The sequence below is a fragment of the Streptomyces sp. NPDC055099 genome (genome assembly GCF_053607685.1).
Map to the genome: position 1 here is coordinate 238,555 of NZ_JBSGUA010000004.1, position 14,315 is coordinate 252,869.

Consider the following 14,315-nt stretch of genomic DNA (forward strand, 5'->3'; position numbering starts at 1 on the left):
ACCAGGGGAGGTAGAGACATGTCACTGATCTCTGAACAGGCTGCCGAGACCGCACATGCGGACGAGACGTCGGCCGCGCTCGACGCGCATGCCTCGACCGAGGCGTCCGCCATTGAGGGTGATCTGCCGTGGATCGAGGACACGGACAAGGTCGCCCCCAAGGATGCCCGGGCGCTGTCGAAGATGTTCTTCGACCGGCTGCAGACCTTGGAAGAAGGCACGCACGAGTACCAGTACGCACGCAACACCCTTATCGAGATGAACCTGACGCTGGTGCAGTTCGCTGCCCGGCGGTTCCGCAATCGCGGCAACGGCGACATGGAAGAGATCATCCAGGTCGGCACCATCGGCCTGATCAAGGCGATCGACCGGTTCGACCTCAGCCGTGAGGTCGAGTTCGCCACGTTCGCCGTTCCTTACATCCTCGGCGAGATCAAGCGGTTCTTCCGCGACACCACCTGGGCCGTGCATGTGCCGCGCCGCCTCCAGGAGCTGCGTGTGGAGCTCGCCAAGGCCAAGGAGGAGCTCTCCGCCCATCTTGACCACGACCCGACCGTCAAGGAGCTCGCCGAGTACCTGGACCTGACCGAGCAGGAGGTCATCGACGGCCTCGTCGCCTCGAACGGCTACACCGCGGGTTCCCTGGAGGCGCCCACCGACGGCGGTGAGAACGCGACCACGCCGACGCGGACGCTGGCCGATGTGATGGGCGGACCCGACCCGGCCATGGAGGCGGTGGAGAATCTGCACACCCTGGCACCGCTCCTCGAAGAGCTCGACGACCGGGAGCGCCGCATCCTCGAACTGCGCTTCGGCCAGGAGATGACGCAGTCGCAGATCGGTTCCGAACTCGGCGTCTCCCAGATGCACATCTCCCGCCTGCTGACCGGCACCCTGAACAAGCTGCGTAGGGGCATGCTGGCCTGACGCCACGGCCGGCCGGCGCACCTGGACGCCACGTACTCGCCAGACCCTTTCACCAGACAGCCTTAACGACACGACACCAACTGCGGGCCCCGGAGCGCCATCAGCGCTCCGGGGCCCTTGCCGCGCCCGCGCTCGCCGCTCCCACGCATCCCAGCGCGACCCACTGCGTGACGCCCAGGTCCTCGCCGAGGACCAGTACGCCCGCCAGGCCCGCGCTCGCCGGCTCCAGACTGATCAGCACGCTCACCGTGCGGACCGGCAACCGCCGCAGGGCCGCCAGTTCCAGGGAGTACGGGATGACCGCCGAGAGCACGGCCACCACGGCCGCCGGCAGCAGGATCGGAAGGGCAAACAGATCGGCCCCCTGGTCCGCCACACCCAGCGGGAGTGTCAGCACGGCCGCCCACGTCACCGCGAGGGCCAGCGGACCGCCCCCCGCGCTCCTGTCGCCCGCTTTCTTGCTCAGGAGCAGGTAGGCGGCCATCGATGCCCCCGCGGCCAGCGCGAGGAACACCCCGGGGAGCGGAAAGCCGGAACCGCGGGGGACCTGGAAGAGGAACACCCCGCAACCGGCAAGGACGGCGCAGCCCACGTCACGCACACGACGCGAGGTCAGCACGGCCAAGGTGATCGGGCCGAGGAGCTGAAGCGCACTGGCCAGTCCCAACGGCAGCAGAAGCAGCGCGGGATAGATCAGGTTCATCCCGGCGATGGCCGTCCCGAAGCCTAGGACCAGGGCCGCCTCCCTACGGCTGCGCGGCAGCGAGGGGCGGTAGAGGAGCAGCAGGAGCACCGCCGCCAGACCGAGGCGCAGGGCGACGGCCCCGGACGCACCGACGGCGTCGGCGAGTTGCCTGCCGAAGGCCTGCCCGAACTGAAGGCTCAGCACGCTGCCGAGCATCAGCGCGGGAGCGGGAAGCTTCGTCATGCCTCAAGGCTCTGCACCCCGACCGTGCACGTCCAGCAAATGAAAATGCACGAAACCCTTTAGCCTTCGCTACATGATTGACCACCGGCTGTACGTCCTTCAAGCGCTCGCCGAGCACGGCACGGTCACCGCGACCGCGGGGGCCCTGCATCTGACCCCCTCGGCCGTCTCCCAGCAACTGCGTCTGCTTGCCCGTGATCTGGGGGTCGAACTGCTGCGCCCCGAGGGGCGTCGCGTACGCCTGACACCGGCCGCGCACATCGTGCTCCGGCACGCCGACGCCCTGCGGGCGCAATGGGAGGCGGCCCAGGCGGAATTGGCCCGACAAGGCGCGGGAGCCCAGGGCGCCCGCGGCACGCTGCGGATGTGCGGGGTGTCCTCGGCGCTGGCCGCGCTCGGCGCTCCGGCCGCTGCCCGGCTGCGGGAGACCCACCCGCTGCTGGAGACGCTGATCGTCGAGGAGGAGAGCGCCGAGTGCTACCGGATGCTCCTGGCCGACGAGACCGACGTGGCCCTCGTGCTGCCAGGCCCCGACGCACCACCCGTCACGGACCCCCGCTTCGAGCAGTCCCCGTTGCTGACCGACCGCCAGGACCTGCTGGTTCCGGTCGGGCACCGGCTCGCCCGGCCCGAAGGAGTCGGACTCACGGAAGCCGCCGGGGAGTCATGGCTCGTCAAGAAGGCGAACAACGACACCTACCCGCTGGTGATGGCGGCGTGCACGGCGGCCGGCTTCACGCCGCGCGTCACCCATCAGGTCAAGGAGTGGTACGCGGTCTCCTCGCTCGTCGCCAGGGGGTTCGGCGTCTGTCTCATGCCGAGGATCGTGCCGCTCCCCCAGCACACGGTCACCCGGGTCCCGTTGCTGGGCACGCCCGTTCCCGCGCGCCGCTTCCTGACCGCCGTACGGCGCGGCAGCGCGTCCCACCCTCTGGTGGCGGCCGGACTGCACGCTCTGGGTGAGGCGGCCACCGCTCACACAGAGGCGTCGGCAGAGTCCGCCGGGAAGTGAGCCTCGCCTCACCTGGGCTTCGATTGATCTGATCTTCCACGGGCACACGGGCGGAGCGATGGACGCACCGCGCCCCGAGAGAGGATGCTCATGCTGCTGGCACACCCCGTGGTCCTGGCGGATCTGGTGGAACGTTACAAGGCCCTGGCCGTGCTGCGGGCCGACCAGGGAAGTCCCGAAAGCCGCCAGGAGTACGAAGACGTCGCCTACAGCCTGTGCCTGGCCACCGGCACCAGCGACATCGACGCCGCCCTGGTCGCCGCCAGCCATCAACTGCCCGGCGCCCGCCCCACCGACGACTCCCTCCTGTCGGGCGAAGCCCTTCCGTGAGGCATCCAAAGGGGTGCTGCCCGCCCGGCGGGCGGCACCCCTCGCTCCAGCCTCATTTCACCCGGCCGAGCCCGCCCGCTGCGGGACCACCGTGTACTTCGGGTCCCGCGCCGAGGCGACACCGGCCGCGAAGATCCCGAAGCGTGTGCAGGCGGAACCGGCGAGCAGGGCCACACCGCCGGCCACGGCTGCCGTACGGCTGCGGCCGCCCCACACCGCCGCCCCGGCAGCCCCCGCCACAGTGAGCCACCGCGCGCACCGCATCAACTGCCCCGCGCGGCCCCGCCGGTAGGTCTCGGCGACCATGCCGAGCCGCTCCTCGGCCGCCCGCACCGCCGCCACGTCAGCCGCCGCGGCCAGGGCCGCGGCACACCGGGCCGGAGCGGACTCGTTCAGGGGGCCGGTCACCAAAGCCATGCCCGACGCGGCTGCCGTGGCGGACGCCGTGAAGACGTAGGGCAGTTCGCGGTGCGCTCCGTGCCAGGCGGGCACCGCGGTATCGGCGGCCAGCACCGCGGTGTACGCCGCCACGACCGGTCCGAGCACGGCCGCCGTGCCGGTCGCGACCGCGCCGATCCTGGGCAGGCGCCCGGTGGTCGCGCAGACGGCCGCCGCCCCCGCGGCGGGCCCGTACGCGGCGAGGAGCCACGACCCGACGCTCATCGGTGAGGTCGGCTTGAGCACCCGCAGCATGTTCGGGAAGCGGCTCGGCACCCCGAGGTCGTGGATGAGCGCGGCCGCCGCCAGCGACACGGCTCCCAGCGACGAGACCTTCATCGCGGTGGCCGTGCTCCCCCGCCCCGTCAACTGCGCCCCCGCCGCCAGCACGGAGCCGCCGCCCGCGAGGCCGCCCAGGAAGAAGTATCCGGCGATGTCCGTGGCGGACCAGGACGGCGCCTTGATGACCGGCCTTCCGTAGTACGAGGCGAACTCGGCTTCCGGAACCATGAGTTGCTCGCCCCGGCCACCCCTGCGCCCTCGGCCTCCTCCGCGGCGGCTCACCGGACCCCCCTCCTTCGTGCGAGGGCGGGCAAGGCGAACGACAGGGCGAAGCCGCCGAGCAGGGACGCCGCGGCCGCGCCCGCGTGCTTCCACATGGCGGGAAGGTCGCGGGTGGTCACCACGGGGTCAGGGGGCAGCCCGTACACCTCGGGTTTGTCGAGCAGCAGGAAGAAGGCGCCGTCGCCGCCGACTCCGTCGTCCGGGTCGTCCCCGTACAGGTGGGCGCCGGTCACGCCCGCCTCGTGCAGTTGGTCCACACGCAGCGCGGCCCGCTCCCGCAGTTCGTCCAGCGGCCCGAACTGGATGGACTCGGTGGGGCAGGCCTTGGCGCAGGCGGGCTCCTGTCCGGCGCCGAGCCGGTCATAACACATGGTGCACTTGAACGCCCGCCCGTCCGACGGGCGTTGTTCGATGACGCCGTACGGGCAGGCGGGCACGCAGTAGCCGCAGCCGTTGCAGATGTCGTCCTGGACGACGACCGTGCCGAACTCCGTGCGGAAGAGGGAGCCGGTCGGGCATACGTCCAGGCACGCGGCGTGCGTGCAGTGCTTGCACACGTCGGACGACATCAGCCAGCGGGTCTCCCCCATGCCCTGCGGGGTGGGGGGTGCCGCGCCGTCCCCGTCCACGAGCGGTAGCCGCGTACGCCCCTGCGGTTCGGGCGCCGTCTGCTGTTCGATGAAGGCCACGTGACGCCAGGTGGACGCCCCCAGGCCCTGGGTGTTGTCGTAACTCATCCCGGTCAGGGAGAGCCCGTCCTCCGGGAGCGCGTTCCACTCCTTGCAGGCCACCTCGCAGGCCTTGCAGCCGATGCACACGGAGGTGTCGGTGAAGAAGCCGACGCGCGGGGGCGGCTCCGGATGGCCGGCGTCGCGCGCCGGGTCGGGTTCGACCCCGCTCAGCAGATGGCGCTCCGTCATTTCCTGGCCTCCGTACCCGTGGTCGCGGTGATGCCGGCCCGCCTGCGGTACGCGGCGACCAGCGCGGGCAGGTCGGGACCGCGCGGGCGGCGCCCGGGCCGGATGTCCGCGGTGAGGGCCTTGTCCTCCTGGATGTGGGCGTTGGGGTCGAGGGCGATGGCCACCAGTTCGTTGGCCGCGTCGCCGGTCGCCACGCCGTTGGGGCCCCAGTGGAAGGGCAGGCCGATCTGATGGACCGTGCGCCCGTGCACGGTGAGGGGCTTGAGCCGTGCGGTGACCATGACCCTGGCCTCGATCGCGTTGCGGGCCGTGATGATGGTGGCCCACCCGGCGTGCTCCAGGCCGCACTCCGCTGCGAGCTGCGGCGAGACCTCGCAGAAGAACTCGGGCTGCAGTTCGGAGAGGTAGGGCGACCAGCGGCTCATGCCGCCCGCCGTGAAGTGCTCGGTGAGCCGGTGGGTGGTGACGATGTACGGGAAGACGTCGCTGCCGGGCTCGTCCGCGCTCGGGTGGTAGCGGTTTCCTTCCCGTGGCAGCAACTGCCGTACCGGAGACCGCGGTGTGGAGGGGTAGAGCGCGTTGGGGAACGGCGAGTCCTGGGGCTCGTAGTGGGTGGGCAGCGGGCCGTCCTCGAGGCCCGCCGGCGCGTACAGCCAGCCCTTGCCGTCGGCCTGCATGATGAAGGCGTCGTCGCCGCGCAGCGCGTCGACCCCCCTCGCGCCCTTGGCCGGTACGTGGTCCGGGGCGCGGTCCGGCACGAAGTCCGGGACATCGTGCCCCTTCCACCTGCCGTCGGTCTCGTCCCACCAGACGTAGGCCTTGCGCTTGCTCCACGGTGTGCCGTCGGGGGCGGCCGAGGCCCGGTTGTAGAGAATGCGGCGGTTGGCGGGCCACGCCCAGGCCCACTCGGCGGCGACCCAGTCCTGCTCCTTGCCGGGCTTGCGGCGGGCGGCCTGGTTGACGCCGTCCGCGTACACCCCGCAGTAGATCCAGCAGCCGCACCGCGTCGAACCGTCGTCTTTCAGCTCCGTGTACGCCGACAGCGGGGCGCCGTCTGCGCCGTGGCCGTTGATCTCGGCGAGCACCGTGGCGGCGACCGGCTCCTCCAGCGGCCCCTCCACCGGGTAGTCCCAGGTCAGGTCGTGCACGGGCTGGTCCATCGGGTCGTCGGACCCGGCCAGTTTCGTCTTGATGCGGCGGCCCAGGTGGTAGGTGAACCACAGGTCGCTGCGCGCGTCCCCGCGCGGCTCGACGGCCGCGTGGTGCCACTGCACCCAGCGGTTGGTGTTGGTGAACGAACCGGACTTCTCCGTGTGCGCGGCGGCGGGAAAGAAGAACACCTCGGTGCCGATGTCCTCGGTGCGCATCTCGCCGGTCTCGATCTCGGGGCCGTCCTGCCACCAGGTGGCGGACTCGATCAGCGAGAAGTCGCGTACGACGAGCCATTCCAGGTTGGCCATGCCGAGGCGCTGCAACCGGGTGTTGGCGGAGCCCACGGCGGGGTTCTCGCCCATCAGGAAGTAGCCCTTGCAGATGCCGTCCAGCTGCGCCATGACCGTCTCGTACGTGGAGTGCGAGCCGGTCAGGCGCGGCAGGTGGTCGAAACAGAAGTCGTTCTCGGCGGTGGCCGCGTCGCCGTAGTAGGACTTCAGAAGGCTCACGAAGTAGGCGCGCATGTCGGCCCAGAAGCCCTTGTCCGTACGGCTGGCGTCGATGAAATCGTCGAGGGTCTGACGCTCGTGGGCGTGCGGCATCGGCAGGTAACCGGGCAGCAGGTTGTAGAGCGTGGGGATGTCGCTCGACCCCTGGATGGAGGCGTGCCCGCGCAGCGCCTGGATGCCGCCTCCGGGGCGGCCGATGTTGCCGAGGAGCAGTTGCAGGACGCTGGCGGCGCGGATGTACTGCGAGCCGACCGAGTGCTGGGTCCAGCCGACCGCGTAGGCGAACGCGCTGGTCCGCTCGCGGCCGGAGTTCGCGGTCAGGGCGTCGCAGACCCGCAGGAAGGTCTCGCGCGGCACACCGCAGCTCTCCTCGACCACCTCGGGCGTGTAGCGGGCGTAGTGCCGCTTGAGGATCTGGTAGACGCAGCGCGGATGGGTCAGCGTCTCGTCGCGGGGCGCCTCGCCGCCGGTCTGCGCCCCTCCCGAGCCGTGGGTCTCGGGTTCACCTGATTCGCGTACGCGCTTCTCGTACTGCACGTCGACGTCCCCGGCGGGCGCCTGTACGTCGGCTCCCTCGTACTGCCAGCTGGACGGGTCGTAGTGGCGTGTGTCCTCGTCGAGGCCGGAGAAGACGCCGTCCAGGTCCTCGGTGTCGCGGAAGTCCTCGCCGACGAGCGTGGCGGCGTTGGTGTAGGCGAGGACGTACTCCCTGAAGTCCTTGTCCTCGCTGAGGACATGGTTGATGATCCCGCCGAGGAAGGCGATGTCGCTGCCCGCCCTGATCGGTACGTGCAGGTCGGCGAGGGCGCTGGTGCGGGTGTAGCGCGGATCGACGTGGATGACGCGGGCGCCGCGCGCCTTGGCCTCCATCACCCACTGGAAGCCCACGGGGTGCGCCTCGGCGAAGTTGGAGCCCTGGATGACGATGCAGTCGGCGTGCTGGAGGTCCTGCATGAACGTGGTCGCGCCGCCTCGCCCGAACGAGGTGCCGAGGCCCGCGACCGTGGAGCTGTGGCAGACGCGGGCCTGGTTCTCCACCTGCACCACGCCGAGCCCGGTGAGGAGCTTCTTGATGAGGTAGTTCTCCTCGTTGTCCAGGGTCGCACCCCCAAGGCTCGCGATGCCCATGGTCCGGGCGGTGCGCAGCCCTTGCCCGTTCTCCCACTCCCAGGTGGCGCGGCGTGTCCGGATCACCCGTTCGGCCACCATGTCCATGGCCGTGTCCAGGTCGAGGGGCTCCCAGTCCTTGGCGTACGGGCGGCGGTAAAGGACCTGATGCCGCCGGGCGTCGCCGGTGGTGAGCTGGAGCGTCGCCGAGCCCTTGGGGCACAACCTGCCGCGGCTGACGGGCGAGTTCGGGTCGCCCTCGATCTGGACCACCCGCTCGTCCTTGACGTAGATCTCCTGTCCGCAGCCGACCGCACAGTACGGACACACCGAGGAGACGACCCGATCAGCGGTGTCGGTACGCGGCCGAATGTGTTCCGTCTGCCCGGACATGGCGGCCCGCCCGCGGCCCAGCGGGTCCTTCTCGGACAACTGCCGGTAGACAGGCCATCGGCTGATCCGCCTGCGCACGCCCATGGCACGTCCTTCCCTGCGTCCGTGGCGCCCGCGTCCGGCGACGGGCACCTGCTCCAGGCTCGCCCAGTACGGCCGAGGCGGCGAGCCGGGCGACTTGCCGGTGCGTGCGACCAGGTACCCGTGAACGGCCGGTCGATACGTCGCCCGGTCGATACGTGACCGGCCTTCACAACCCGTTCTGTGCGCATGCCCTCAGCTGCGTTTTGTTTCCCCTCCGAGTCCAGGGGCAGGCGGACATTCGTGCTTCGGACCGGAGGCGCATTCGCGGGGAGCGGTATGTCTTCTCCCGTCGGATGTCCGGCTCCGGGCCACTCCGTTCCTCCGCGGTCACCTGCCAGCCCACCGCTTAGGAGCGATTCACGATGCTTACCGATCTCAACGCACCCGCCGCCCGTCGTCGCCATGGTCCCCGGCACCTCCACGAGGACGCCCCCGACACCGCGGCGGCCTTCGCTCGGCTCGCGACTCTCGACAGCGGACCCGAGCACGACCTGCTCTGCGAGGAGATCGTGACGGCCTGGCTGCCGATGGCGCACCGCCTGGCCAGCCGCTTCCGCAACAAGGGGGAGAACCTCGAAGACCTGCGACAGGTCGCCGCCATGGGCCTGATCAAGGCGGTGAACCGGTACGAGCCGGAGCGCGGCGCCTTCGAGAGCTATGCCGTGCCCACCATCACCGGTGAGCTGCGCCGGCACTTCCGCGACCGCATGTGGGACGTACGGGTGCCCCGCCGCGTCCAGGAGCTGCGCAACAAGGTCCGGGTCGCGCGCCGCGACCTCATGGACCGGCCGGGCGCCGACGCCGAGCCCAGCACGGCGGACATCGCCGAACAGGCGGGCCTGACCGAGGACGAGGTGCGTGAGGGGATGGAGGCCATGACGAGTTACAGCGCCCTGTCGCTGGACGCGGAGATGTCCTTCGACCCCGACGGCTTCAGCCTGGCCGACACCCTTGGAGCCACGGACCCTGCCTACGACTGCATCACCGACCGCGAGGCCGCCAAGACGGGTCTGCGGCGGCTGCCGGAGCGTGAACGGACCATCTTGTACCTGCGCTTCTTCGAGGACATGACGCAGAGCAGGATCGCCGAGGAGCTCGGCATCTCCCAGATGCACGTCTCCCGCCTCATCACCACGAGCTGCGCCCGTGTGCGCGCGGAAGCCGTCCGCGGCGAGGACGGCGCCGGGCACGCTCAGGCCGCATGAGCGCGGGCGGCACGTGAAGCACGCGCCGCCTGCACCGAGTCCCTGGGGCGCCAGGGCCGCCCCAGGGACTCACAACAGCCATAACTCCCGTCCCCCTTCACGACGACCCACCTCAGCTGCGACCACGCGCCAACCCAGCCGTGCACACGACTCCTTACCGGCGAGTAGTATCGCGAGCCACGCTGCCCTGTGCCGCCGAGCCGTCTGGAGAACCCGTGTCTGTGTCGCCACCTCGACCCGCGCTTGTGTCCTCGCCTGACTTCCTCTGCTCCGGCCGAGGAGTTCGGCGATGAGCCGCGTGCAAGTCGGCTCGCTCGTCGAGGACTTCACCCTGCCCGACGAGACGGGTACGCCCACGTCCCTTACGGCGCTTCTGTCCGAAGGCCCGGTCGTGGTGTTCTTCTACCCGGCGGCCATGACTCCCGGCTGCACCGCCCAGGCCTGTCACTTCCGGGACCTGGCGGCGGAGTTCGCGGCAGTGGGCGCCAGGCCGGTGGGCATCAGCTCCGACGCGGTGGAGCGCCAACGCGAGTTCGCGGGGCGGCACACCTTCGGGTTCCCCCTGCTGTCCGACCCGGAGGGCGTAGTACGCGGCCGGTTCGGCGTGGCACGCGGCTTCGGCCCCCTGCCCACCAAGCGGACCACCTTCGTCATCGGCACCGACCGGCGCGTGATCGAGGTCGTCCGCAGCGAGTTCAGGATGAGCGCCCACGCGGACCGGGCGTTGGCGGCGCTGCGGTCCGCCTCCGGCCGGTAGGCCAGGCCGCCTCCGCCGCGTGCACCGTGGGGTACACGGGGAAGACCTGGCTCAGGCCCACCAGTGCGAGGACGCGGCTGATGCGCCCCGGCACCGCAGCCAGGGCGATGCCCGCGCCGGCGGCGAGGGCATGGTTGCGGGCAGCGATCAGCGCGCTGATGCCGCTCGAATCGCAAAGGGTGATGCCCGCCAGGTCGACGACGAGCAGTTGGCCCCGCCGCAGAGCCAGTCCGGGCAGGACGTCGCGCAGCTGGGAGCAGCTCTCGTGGTCCAACTCTCCCGTCAGTTCGACGACGGGTCCGGTGGCGGTGGTCCGGGTGCGGACGGCGAGCCGGGTCACTGCTGCTCTTCACTGGTCGGTAGGGGCACGCTGATGGCCAGGACGGCGGTGTCGTCCTCGACGCCGGTGCCGAAGGTGTCGAGCAGGTCGCGGATCGCGGCGACGGTGGCCGGGGCGGTCGTCGGCGCCAGCGCCCGGGTGAAGTCGAGGAGGGCTTCGTCCCCGTAGCGGTCGTCGTCGCTGTTGGAAGCCGTGTGGGCTTCGGTCAGGCCGTCGGTGTGCAGCAGCAGGGTGTCGCCCGCCGCGAGGCAGATGGTCGTGGTGGCGATGTGCGCGTCGGGCAGGACCCCGATGAGCTGCCCGCCGGGGGTGTGCAGCGGGTCGGCGCTGCCGTCCGCGCGCATGAGCAGGGCCGGGGGGTGACCGCCGCTGGCCAGGGTGACGCGGAAGCCGGTCCCTTCGGGGTCGGGGGTGAGCAGTCCGAAGATGACCGTGCAGAAGCGGGGGTCGTCGCCGTTGTACTCGTGGTTGAGGACGGTGTTGAGGTTGGCGAGGACCGCGGCCGGATCGGGATCGTAGACGGCGGCGGCACGCAGGGTGTAGCGGGCCAGGGAGGTGATGGCCGCGGCGGCGGCGCCCTTGCCGCACACGTCCCCCAGGAAAAGGCCCCACGTCCCGGCGGCGAGCGGGAACAGATCGTAGAAGTCGCCGCCGACCATGTCCGTGGAGGCGATGTGGTAGTGCGCGGCCACCTCAAGACCGGGCACGCTCACGAGCGTCGGGGGCAACAGCGTCCGCTGCAGGACGGCGTTGAGCCGCTTGAGCTCCTCGCGCTCGCGTTCCGCCTCCCGCCTGGCACGCAGCAGTTCGGCCTCGTACGAGCGCCGGTCGCGCGCGTCGAAGACAGTGGTGCGGATGAGCAGCGGCTGTCCGTCGCTGCCGGTCTTGACCGTGGAGGTCACCAGGACGGGCAGGCGGCTGCCGTCGGCCGTCCTGAGTTCCAGGGCGACACCGCTGAGTTCGCCCTGCATCTGCAGCAGGGGCCCGAAGTGCGTCTCGTGGTGGAGCCGGCCGCCCACGGTCAGCAGGTCGGAGAACGCCCTGCGTCCCACCAGGTCCTCGCGGGCGTATCCGAGCCAGTCGAGCAGCGTCATGTTGATCTTGGCGATGGTGCCGTCGAGGAGCGTGGAGAGGTACCCGCACGGCGCGTGCTCGTACAGATCCTCAACGCTGTCCTCCAGCAGAGCGGAGAACGCCGCCGAGTCGTCCGCGGACTGCTCCTCGGGCTGTTCCTCCGGCTCCGAGGGCTCCCCGCCCCCGCCGTCACTCGTCCTGCTCATCATCTCGCGCCTCCGACGAAGTCGGTGATCGCGGCGGCCGTCTCCTCCGGTGCGGCGAGCTGGGGGCAGTGGCCGGTCGCGTTCAGGGTGACGAGACGGCTGCCGGCGATCCGGTCGTGGACGAAGGCTCCGACCTCCGGGGGCGCGATCGCGTCATGGGAGCACTGCGCGACCAGAGTGGGCACGCTGACCTTGGCGAGGTCCTCGCGGTTGTCGGAGAGGAACGTGACCCGCGCGAAGACGCGGGCGATCTCCGGTTCGGTGCGGCAGAAGCTGTTGGTCAGCTCCTCGCCCAGCTCCGGCCGCTCGGGATTGCCCATGATCACCGGAGCCATGGCACCCGACCAGCCCAGATAGTTCGCATCCAGCGAGCCGAGCAGTTCGTCGATGTCCTCGGCGCTGAAGCCGCCGCGATACCCCACGGCCGGATCATCGATGAAGCACGGCGACGGGGCGAGCAGCACCAGACCGGCGAACGCCTCCGGCTCCCGCGCTGCGGCAAGGACGCCCATCATCGCGCTCACCGAGTGCCCCACGAACGTCACCGGGCCGAGCGCCAGCTCACGACAGATCTCCAGCACGTCTTCCACATAGCCGTCGAGCGAGGAATAGCGTTCCTCGCTCCACGCCGACAGATCGGAGCGCCCGGCTCCGACATGGTCGAACAGAACCACGGTGTAATCGCGCTCAAGGAGCGGCACCACGAGCCGCCACATGTTCTGGTCGCATCCGAAGCCATGCGCCAGCATCACCACAGGCCCTCCGGCGCGGCCGGTGACCGTCACATGATTTCTGCTCACTGCAGCCATGGGCCACATCGTCCCAGAATCCACGCCGACTGCTTCATCGAAGCCGCCGTACGGCCCGTGCCTGGTCACGCCCCATATCACCACCGCGTCAGCCGGCGCACGGCCCCACGAGACCCGCGCCGCGCACCCGCGCCGCCGGTCCGTACGTCATTCCTCTTGTGAGGGGTACGGACGCGAAGCGCGAGGTGTCCTCGGCGTGGGTCTGTCACCATGATGTCGACTGCACTCGCTGGTGCGGCGCGGGGCCCGGGCGCTCGAACGGATCATCGATCCGGGCCGGAGCAGAATGTGACGCGTCCAGCAGGGTAGGTGAGCAGGAAACGGGGACGCGGGGACGAAGGTGGAGAGGAAATGGAGTCAGTCGGCAGTGGCGGCGAGGGGTCGACGGCGGCGCAGCTCATGGCTGTCGCCGTTCCTCTGAACGACGGGGACTCCTCCATCGCGGCAGCACGTCACCTCGCCCTCGACTTCCTCACCCGCGCCCAGGCGGACCAGGGCGTCGACATCTCCGCCCGCGCGATGGACCTGACGCAACTGGTGGTCAGCGAACTGGTCACCAACGCCCGTAAGTACGCCCCCGGCCCGATGCTGATGGAACTGCGCATCGTGGACTCCACGGTGGCGGTGACCGTGCACGACAGCGCCCGTACGCGCCCCGTCGCACGCTCCGAGGACCCGCACAGGATCGGCGGGCACGGCCTGGAGATCGTCAAGGCCGTCGCCCAGGACTTCCACGTCCAGCTCGAACCGGCGGGCAAGCGCGTCACCGCCCACATCGCCCTGGCCGGCGAACCGGCCGCCGGGGTCCGTGAAGCCGGCGTTCCGCACATCGCCCACTGATCCGCTCACGGCGCGGGGCCGGAGCTCTCGCCCTCGGTAGGCCGCAGGAGTGACACACGCGACGGCCGGGTACATGAGGCACCTCGTGGAACGGCGAGCGCGCTAGGTATCTGTACGAAACGTATCGAAACGTAGCCGAGCCTGCTGTCCCCTGCCCCTCTGCCCCCGCCGAGAAGGAGAACCCCCATGCCGGACAAGGCAACGGACGTCGTGGAGCTGATCCTCGACGATCACCGCCGGATGGAAGAACTGTTCCGCGCCATGCGCAGCGTGGAGGCCGAACGGGCCAAGGCCCTGAAGGAGTTCGCCGACCTGCTCATCGCGCACGCGCTCGCGGAGGAGGCCGAGGTCTACCCCGCCCTGAGGCGCTACCGGGACATCGACAACGAAGAGGTCGAGCACGGCGTCGAGGAGCACGAGGAGGGCAACGAGGCACTGCTGGCCCTCCTGGAGGTGGACGACGTCGGCTCCGACGACTGGGACGAGAAGCTGGAGAAGCTCGTCGAGGCGGTCACCCATCACACCGACGAAGAGGAGCGCACGATCCTCAACGGCGCACGCGAGAACGTGGCCATGGACCGCCGCGAGGAACTGGGCACCGCTTTCACCAAGGAACGCGACAAACACCTCAAGGCGGACTGCGGAAACATCGACAATGTCCGCCGCATCGTGAAGGACTGACCGACCGCCGTTTCATTCGCGTGGCGGCCAGCCGCCACG

14 protein-coding genes are annotated in these 14,315 nt (G+C 70.4%); 7 read left to right on the forward strand and 7 right to left on the reverse strand.

The window, feature by feature from the left end:
- The first annotated feature begins 18 nt into the window (after positions 1 to 18).
- A complete protein-coding gene (locus ACWFRU_RS12485; RefSeq protein ID WP_453686097.1) occupies positions 19 to 927 on the forward strand; it encodes an RNA polymerase sigma factor SigF in 909 nt (302 codons plus the stop codon).
- A gap of 100 nt (positions 928 to 1,027) precedes the next feature.
- On the opposite strand, the gene ACWFRU_RS12490 is transcribed toward ACWFRU_RS12485, so the two are convergent.
- The gene (locus ACWFRU_RS12490) at positions 1,028 to 1,855 is read right to left on the reverse strand and encodes an EamA family transporter (protein WP_453686098.1); all 828 of its coding nucleotides are present in this window, start codon (positions 1,853 to 1,855) and stop codon (positions 1,028 to 1,030) included.
- Positions 1,856 to 1,928: 73 nt separating this feature from the next.
- Between ACWFRU_RS12490 and ACWFRU_RS12495 the strand changes: the two genes are divergently transcribed.
- Positions 1,929 to 2,867, forward strand: coding sequence for a LysR family transcriptional regulator (locus ACWFRU_RS12495; RefSeq protein ID WP_453686099.1), 939 nt, complete (start codon positions 1,929 to 1,931; stop codon positions 2,865 to 2,867).
- Positions 2,868 to 2,957: 90 nt separating this feature from the next.
- Positions 2,958 to 3,197, forward strand: coding sequence for a DUF5133 domain-containing protein (locus ACWFRU_RS12500; RefSeq protein WP_453686100.1), 240 nt, complete (start codon positions 2,958 to 2,960; stop codon positions 3,195 to 3,197).
- A gap of 57 nt (positions 3,198 to 3,254) precedes the next feature.
- Here ACWFRU_RS12500 and nrfD read toward each other — a convergent pair whose 3' ends face one another.
- From nrfD to fdh, 3 genes are read right to left on the reverse strand one after another with little or no spacing between them, the layout of a single operon-like run.
- Positions 3,255 to 4,145 carry an NrfD/PsrC family molybdoenzyme membrane anchor subunit gene (gene nrfD, locus ACWFRU_RS12505; protein ID WP_453686101.1) on the reverse strand — a complete coding sequence of 297 codons (891 nt, stop codon included), beginning with the start codon at positions 4,143 to 4,145 and terminating at the stop codon, positions 3,255 to 3,257.
- A gap of 50 nt (positions 4,146 to 4,195) precedes the next feature.
- The gene (locus ACWFRU_RS12510) at positions 4,196 to 5,119 is read right to left on the reverse strand and encodes a 4Fe-4S dicluster domain-containing protein (RefSeq protein WP_453686102.1); all 924 of its coding nucleotides are present in this window, start codon (positions 5,117 to 5,119) and stop codon (positions 4,196 to 4,198) included.
- Positions 5,116 to 8,364 (reverse strand): formate dehydrogenase, encoded by a 3,249-nt coding sequence (gene fdh, locus ACWFRU_RS12515; protein WP_453686103.1) that lies wholly within the window; start codon positions 8,362 to 8,364, stop codon positions 5,116 to 5,118. The genes ACWFRU_RS12510 and fdh overlap by 4 nt, the downstream gene beginning before the upstream one ends.
- 362 nt (positions 8,365 to 8,726) lie before the next feature.
- Between fdh and ACWFRU_RS12520 the strand changes: the two genes are divergently transcribed.
- Both ACWFRU_RS12520 and ACWFRU_RS12525 read left to right on the forward strand, forming a co-directional pair.
- Positions 8,727 to 9,569, forward strand: a complete 843-nt coding sequence (locus ACWFRU_RS12520) for a SigB/SigF/SigG family RNA polymerase sigma factor (protein WP_453686104.1) — start codon at positions 8,727 to 8,729, stop codon at positions 9,567 to 9,569.
- Between the two features lie 289 nt (positions 9,570 to 9,858).
- Entirely contained in the window at positions 9,859 to 10,326 is a 468-nt protein-coding gene (locus ACWFRU_RS12525; protein WP_453686105.1) for a peroxiredoxin, read from the forward strand.
- Here ACWFRU_RS12525 and ACWFRU_RS12530 read toward each other — a convergent pair.
- Genes ACWFRU_RS12530 through ACWFRU_RS12540 form a run of 3 tightly spaced genes read right to left on the reverse strand, consistent with a single transcriptional unit; the run spans position 10,265 to position 12,755 of the window.
- Positions 10,265 to 10,666, reverse strand: coding sequence for an STAS domain-containing protein (locus tag ACWFRU_RS12530; protein WP_453686106.1), 402 nt, complete (start codon positions 10,664 to 10,666; stop codon positions 10,265 to 10,267). The genes ACWFRU_RS12525 and ACWFRU_RS12530 overlap by 62 nt on opposite strands.
- The gene (locus ACWFRU_RS12535) at positions 10,663 to 11,946 is read right to left on the reverse strand and encodes a PP2C family protein-serine/threonine phosphatase (protein WP_453686107.1); all 1,284 of its coding nucleotides are present in this window, start codon (positions 11,944 to 11,946) and stop codon (positions 10,663 to 10,665) included. The genes ACWFRU_RS12530 and ACWFRU_RS12535 overlap by 4 nt, the downstream gene beginning before the upstream one ends.
- Positions 11,946 to 12,755 (reverse strand): alpha/beta fold hydrolase, encoded by an 810-nt coding sequence (locus tag ACWFRU_RS12540; RefSeq protein ID WP_453686108.1) that lies wholly within the window; start codon positions 12,753 to 12,755, stop codon positions 11,946 to 11,948. The genes ACWFRU_RS12535 and ACWFRU_RS12540 overlap by 1 nt, the downstream gene beginning before the upstream one ends.
- Positions 12,756 to 13,106: 351 nt before the next feature.
- Between ACWFRU_RS12540 and ACWFRU_RS12545 the strand changes: the two genes are divergently transcribed.
- Both ACWFRU_RS12545 and ACWFRU_RS12550 read left to right on the forward strand, forming a co-directional pair.
- Complete coding sequence (locus ACWFRU_RS12545; RefSeq protein ID WP_453686109.1) at positions 13,107 to 13,595, forward strand: ATP-binding protein; 489 nt, start codon at positions 13,107 to 13,109, stop codon at positions 13,593 to 13,595.
- Positions 13,596 to 13,781: 186 nt separating this feature from the next.
- Positions 13,782 to 14,276, forward strand: a complete 495-nt coding sequence (locus tag ACWFRU_RS12550) for a hemerythrin domain-containing protein (protein ID WP_453686111.1) — start codon at positions 13,782 to 13,784, stop codon at positions 14,274 to 14,276.
- Positions 14,277 to 14,315 lie beyond the last annotated feature (39 nt).

Excerpts from the sequence above, each read along its gene's own strand:
- ACWFRU_RS12485 (WP_453686097.1), top strand. The coding sequence starts at position 19 with ATGTCACTGATCTCTGAACAGGCTGCCGAGACCGCACATGCGGACGAG.
- ACWFRU_RS12490 (WP_453686098.1), bottom strand. The coding sequence starts at position 1,855 with ATGACGAAGCTTCCCGCTCCCGCGCTGATGCTCGGCAGCGTGCTGAGC.
- ACWFRU_RS12495 (WP_453686099.1), top strand. The coding sequence starts at position 1,929 with ATGATTGACCACCGGCTGTACGTCCTTCAAGCGCTCGCCGAGCACGGC.
- ACWFRU_RS12500 (WP_453686100.1), top strand. The coding sequence starts at position 2,958 with ATGCTGCTGGCACACCCCGTGGTCCTGGCGGATCTGGTGGAACGTTAC.
- nrfD (WP_453686101.1), bottom strand. The coding sequence starts at position 4,145 with ATGGTTCCGGAAGCCGAGTTCGCCTCGTACTACGGAAGGCCGGTCATC.
- ACWFRU_RS12510 (WP_453686102.1), bottom strand. The coding sequence starts at position 5,119 with ATGACGGAGCGCCATCTGCTGAGCGGGGTCGAACCCGACCCGGCGCGC.
- fdh (WP_453686103.1), bottom strand. The coding sequence starts at position 8,364 with ATGGGCGTGCGCAGGCGGATCAGCCGATGGCCTGTCTACCGGCAGTTG.
- ACWFRU_RS12520 (WP_453686104.1), top strand. The coding sequence starts at position 8,727 with ATGCTTACCGATCTCAACGCACCCGCCGCCCGTCGTCGCCATGGTCCC.
- ACWFRU_RS12525 (WP_453686105.1), top strand. The coding sequence starts at position 9,859 with ATGAGCCGCGTGCAAGTCGGCTCGCTCGTCGAGGACTTCACCCTGCCC.
- ACWFRU_RS12535 (WP_453686107.1), bottom strand. The coding sequence starts at position 11,946 with ATGAGCAGGACGAGTGACGGCGGGGGCGGGGAGCCCTCGGAGCCGGAG.
- ACWFRU_RS12540 (WP_453686108.1), bottom strand. The coding sequence starts at position 12,755 with ATGGCTGCAGTGAGCAGAAATCATGTGACGGTCACCGGCCGCGCCGGA.
- ACWFRU_RS12545 (WP_453686109.1), top strand. The coding sequence starts at position 13,107 with ATGGAGTCAGTCGGCAGTGGCGGCGAGGGGTCGACGGCGGCGCAGCTC.
- ACWFRU_RS12550 (WP_453686111.1), top strand. The coding sequence starts at position 13,782 with ATGCCGGACAAGGCAACGGACGTCGTGGAGCTGATCCTCGACGATCAC.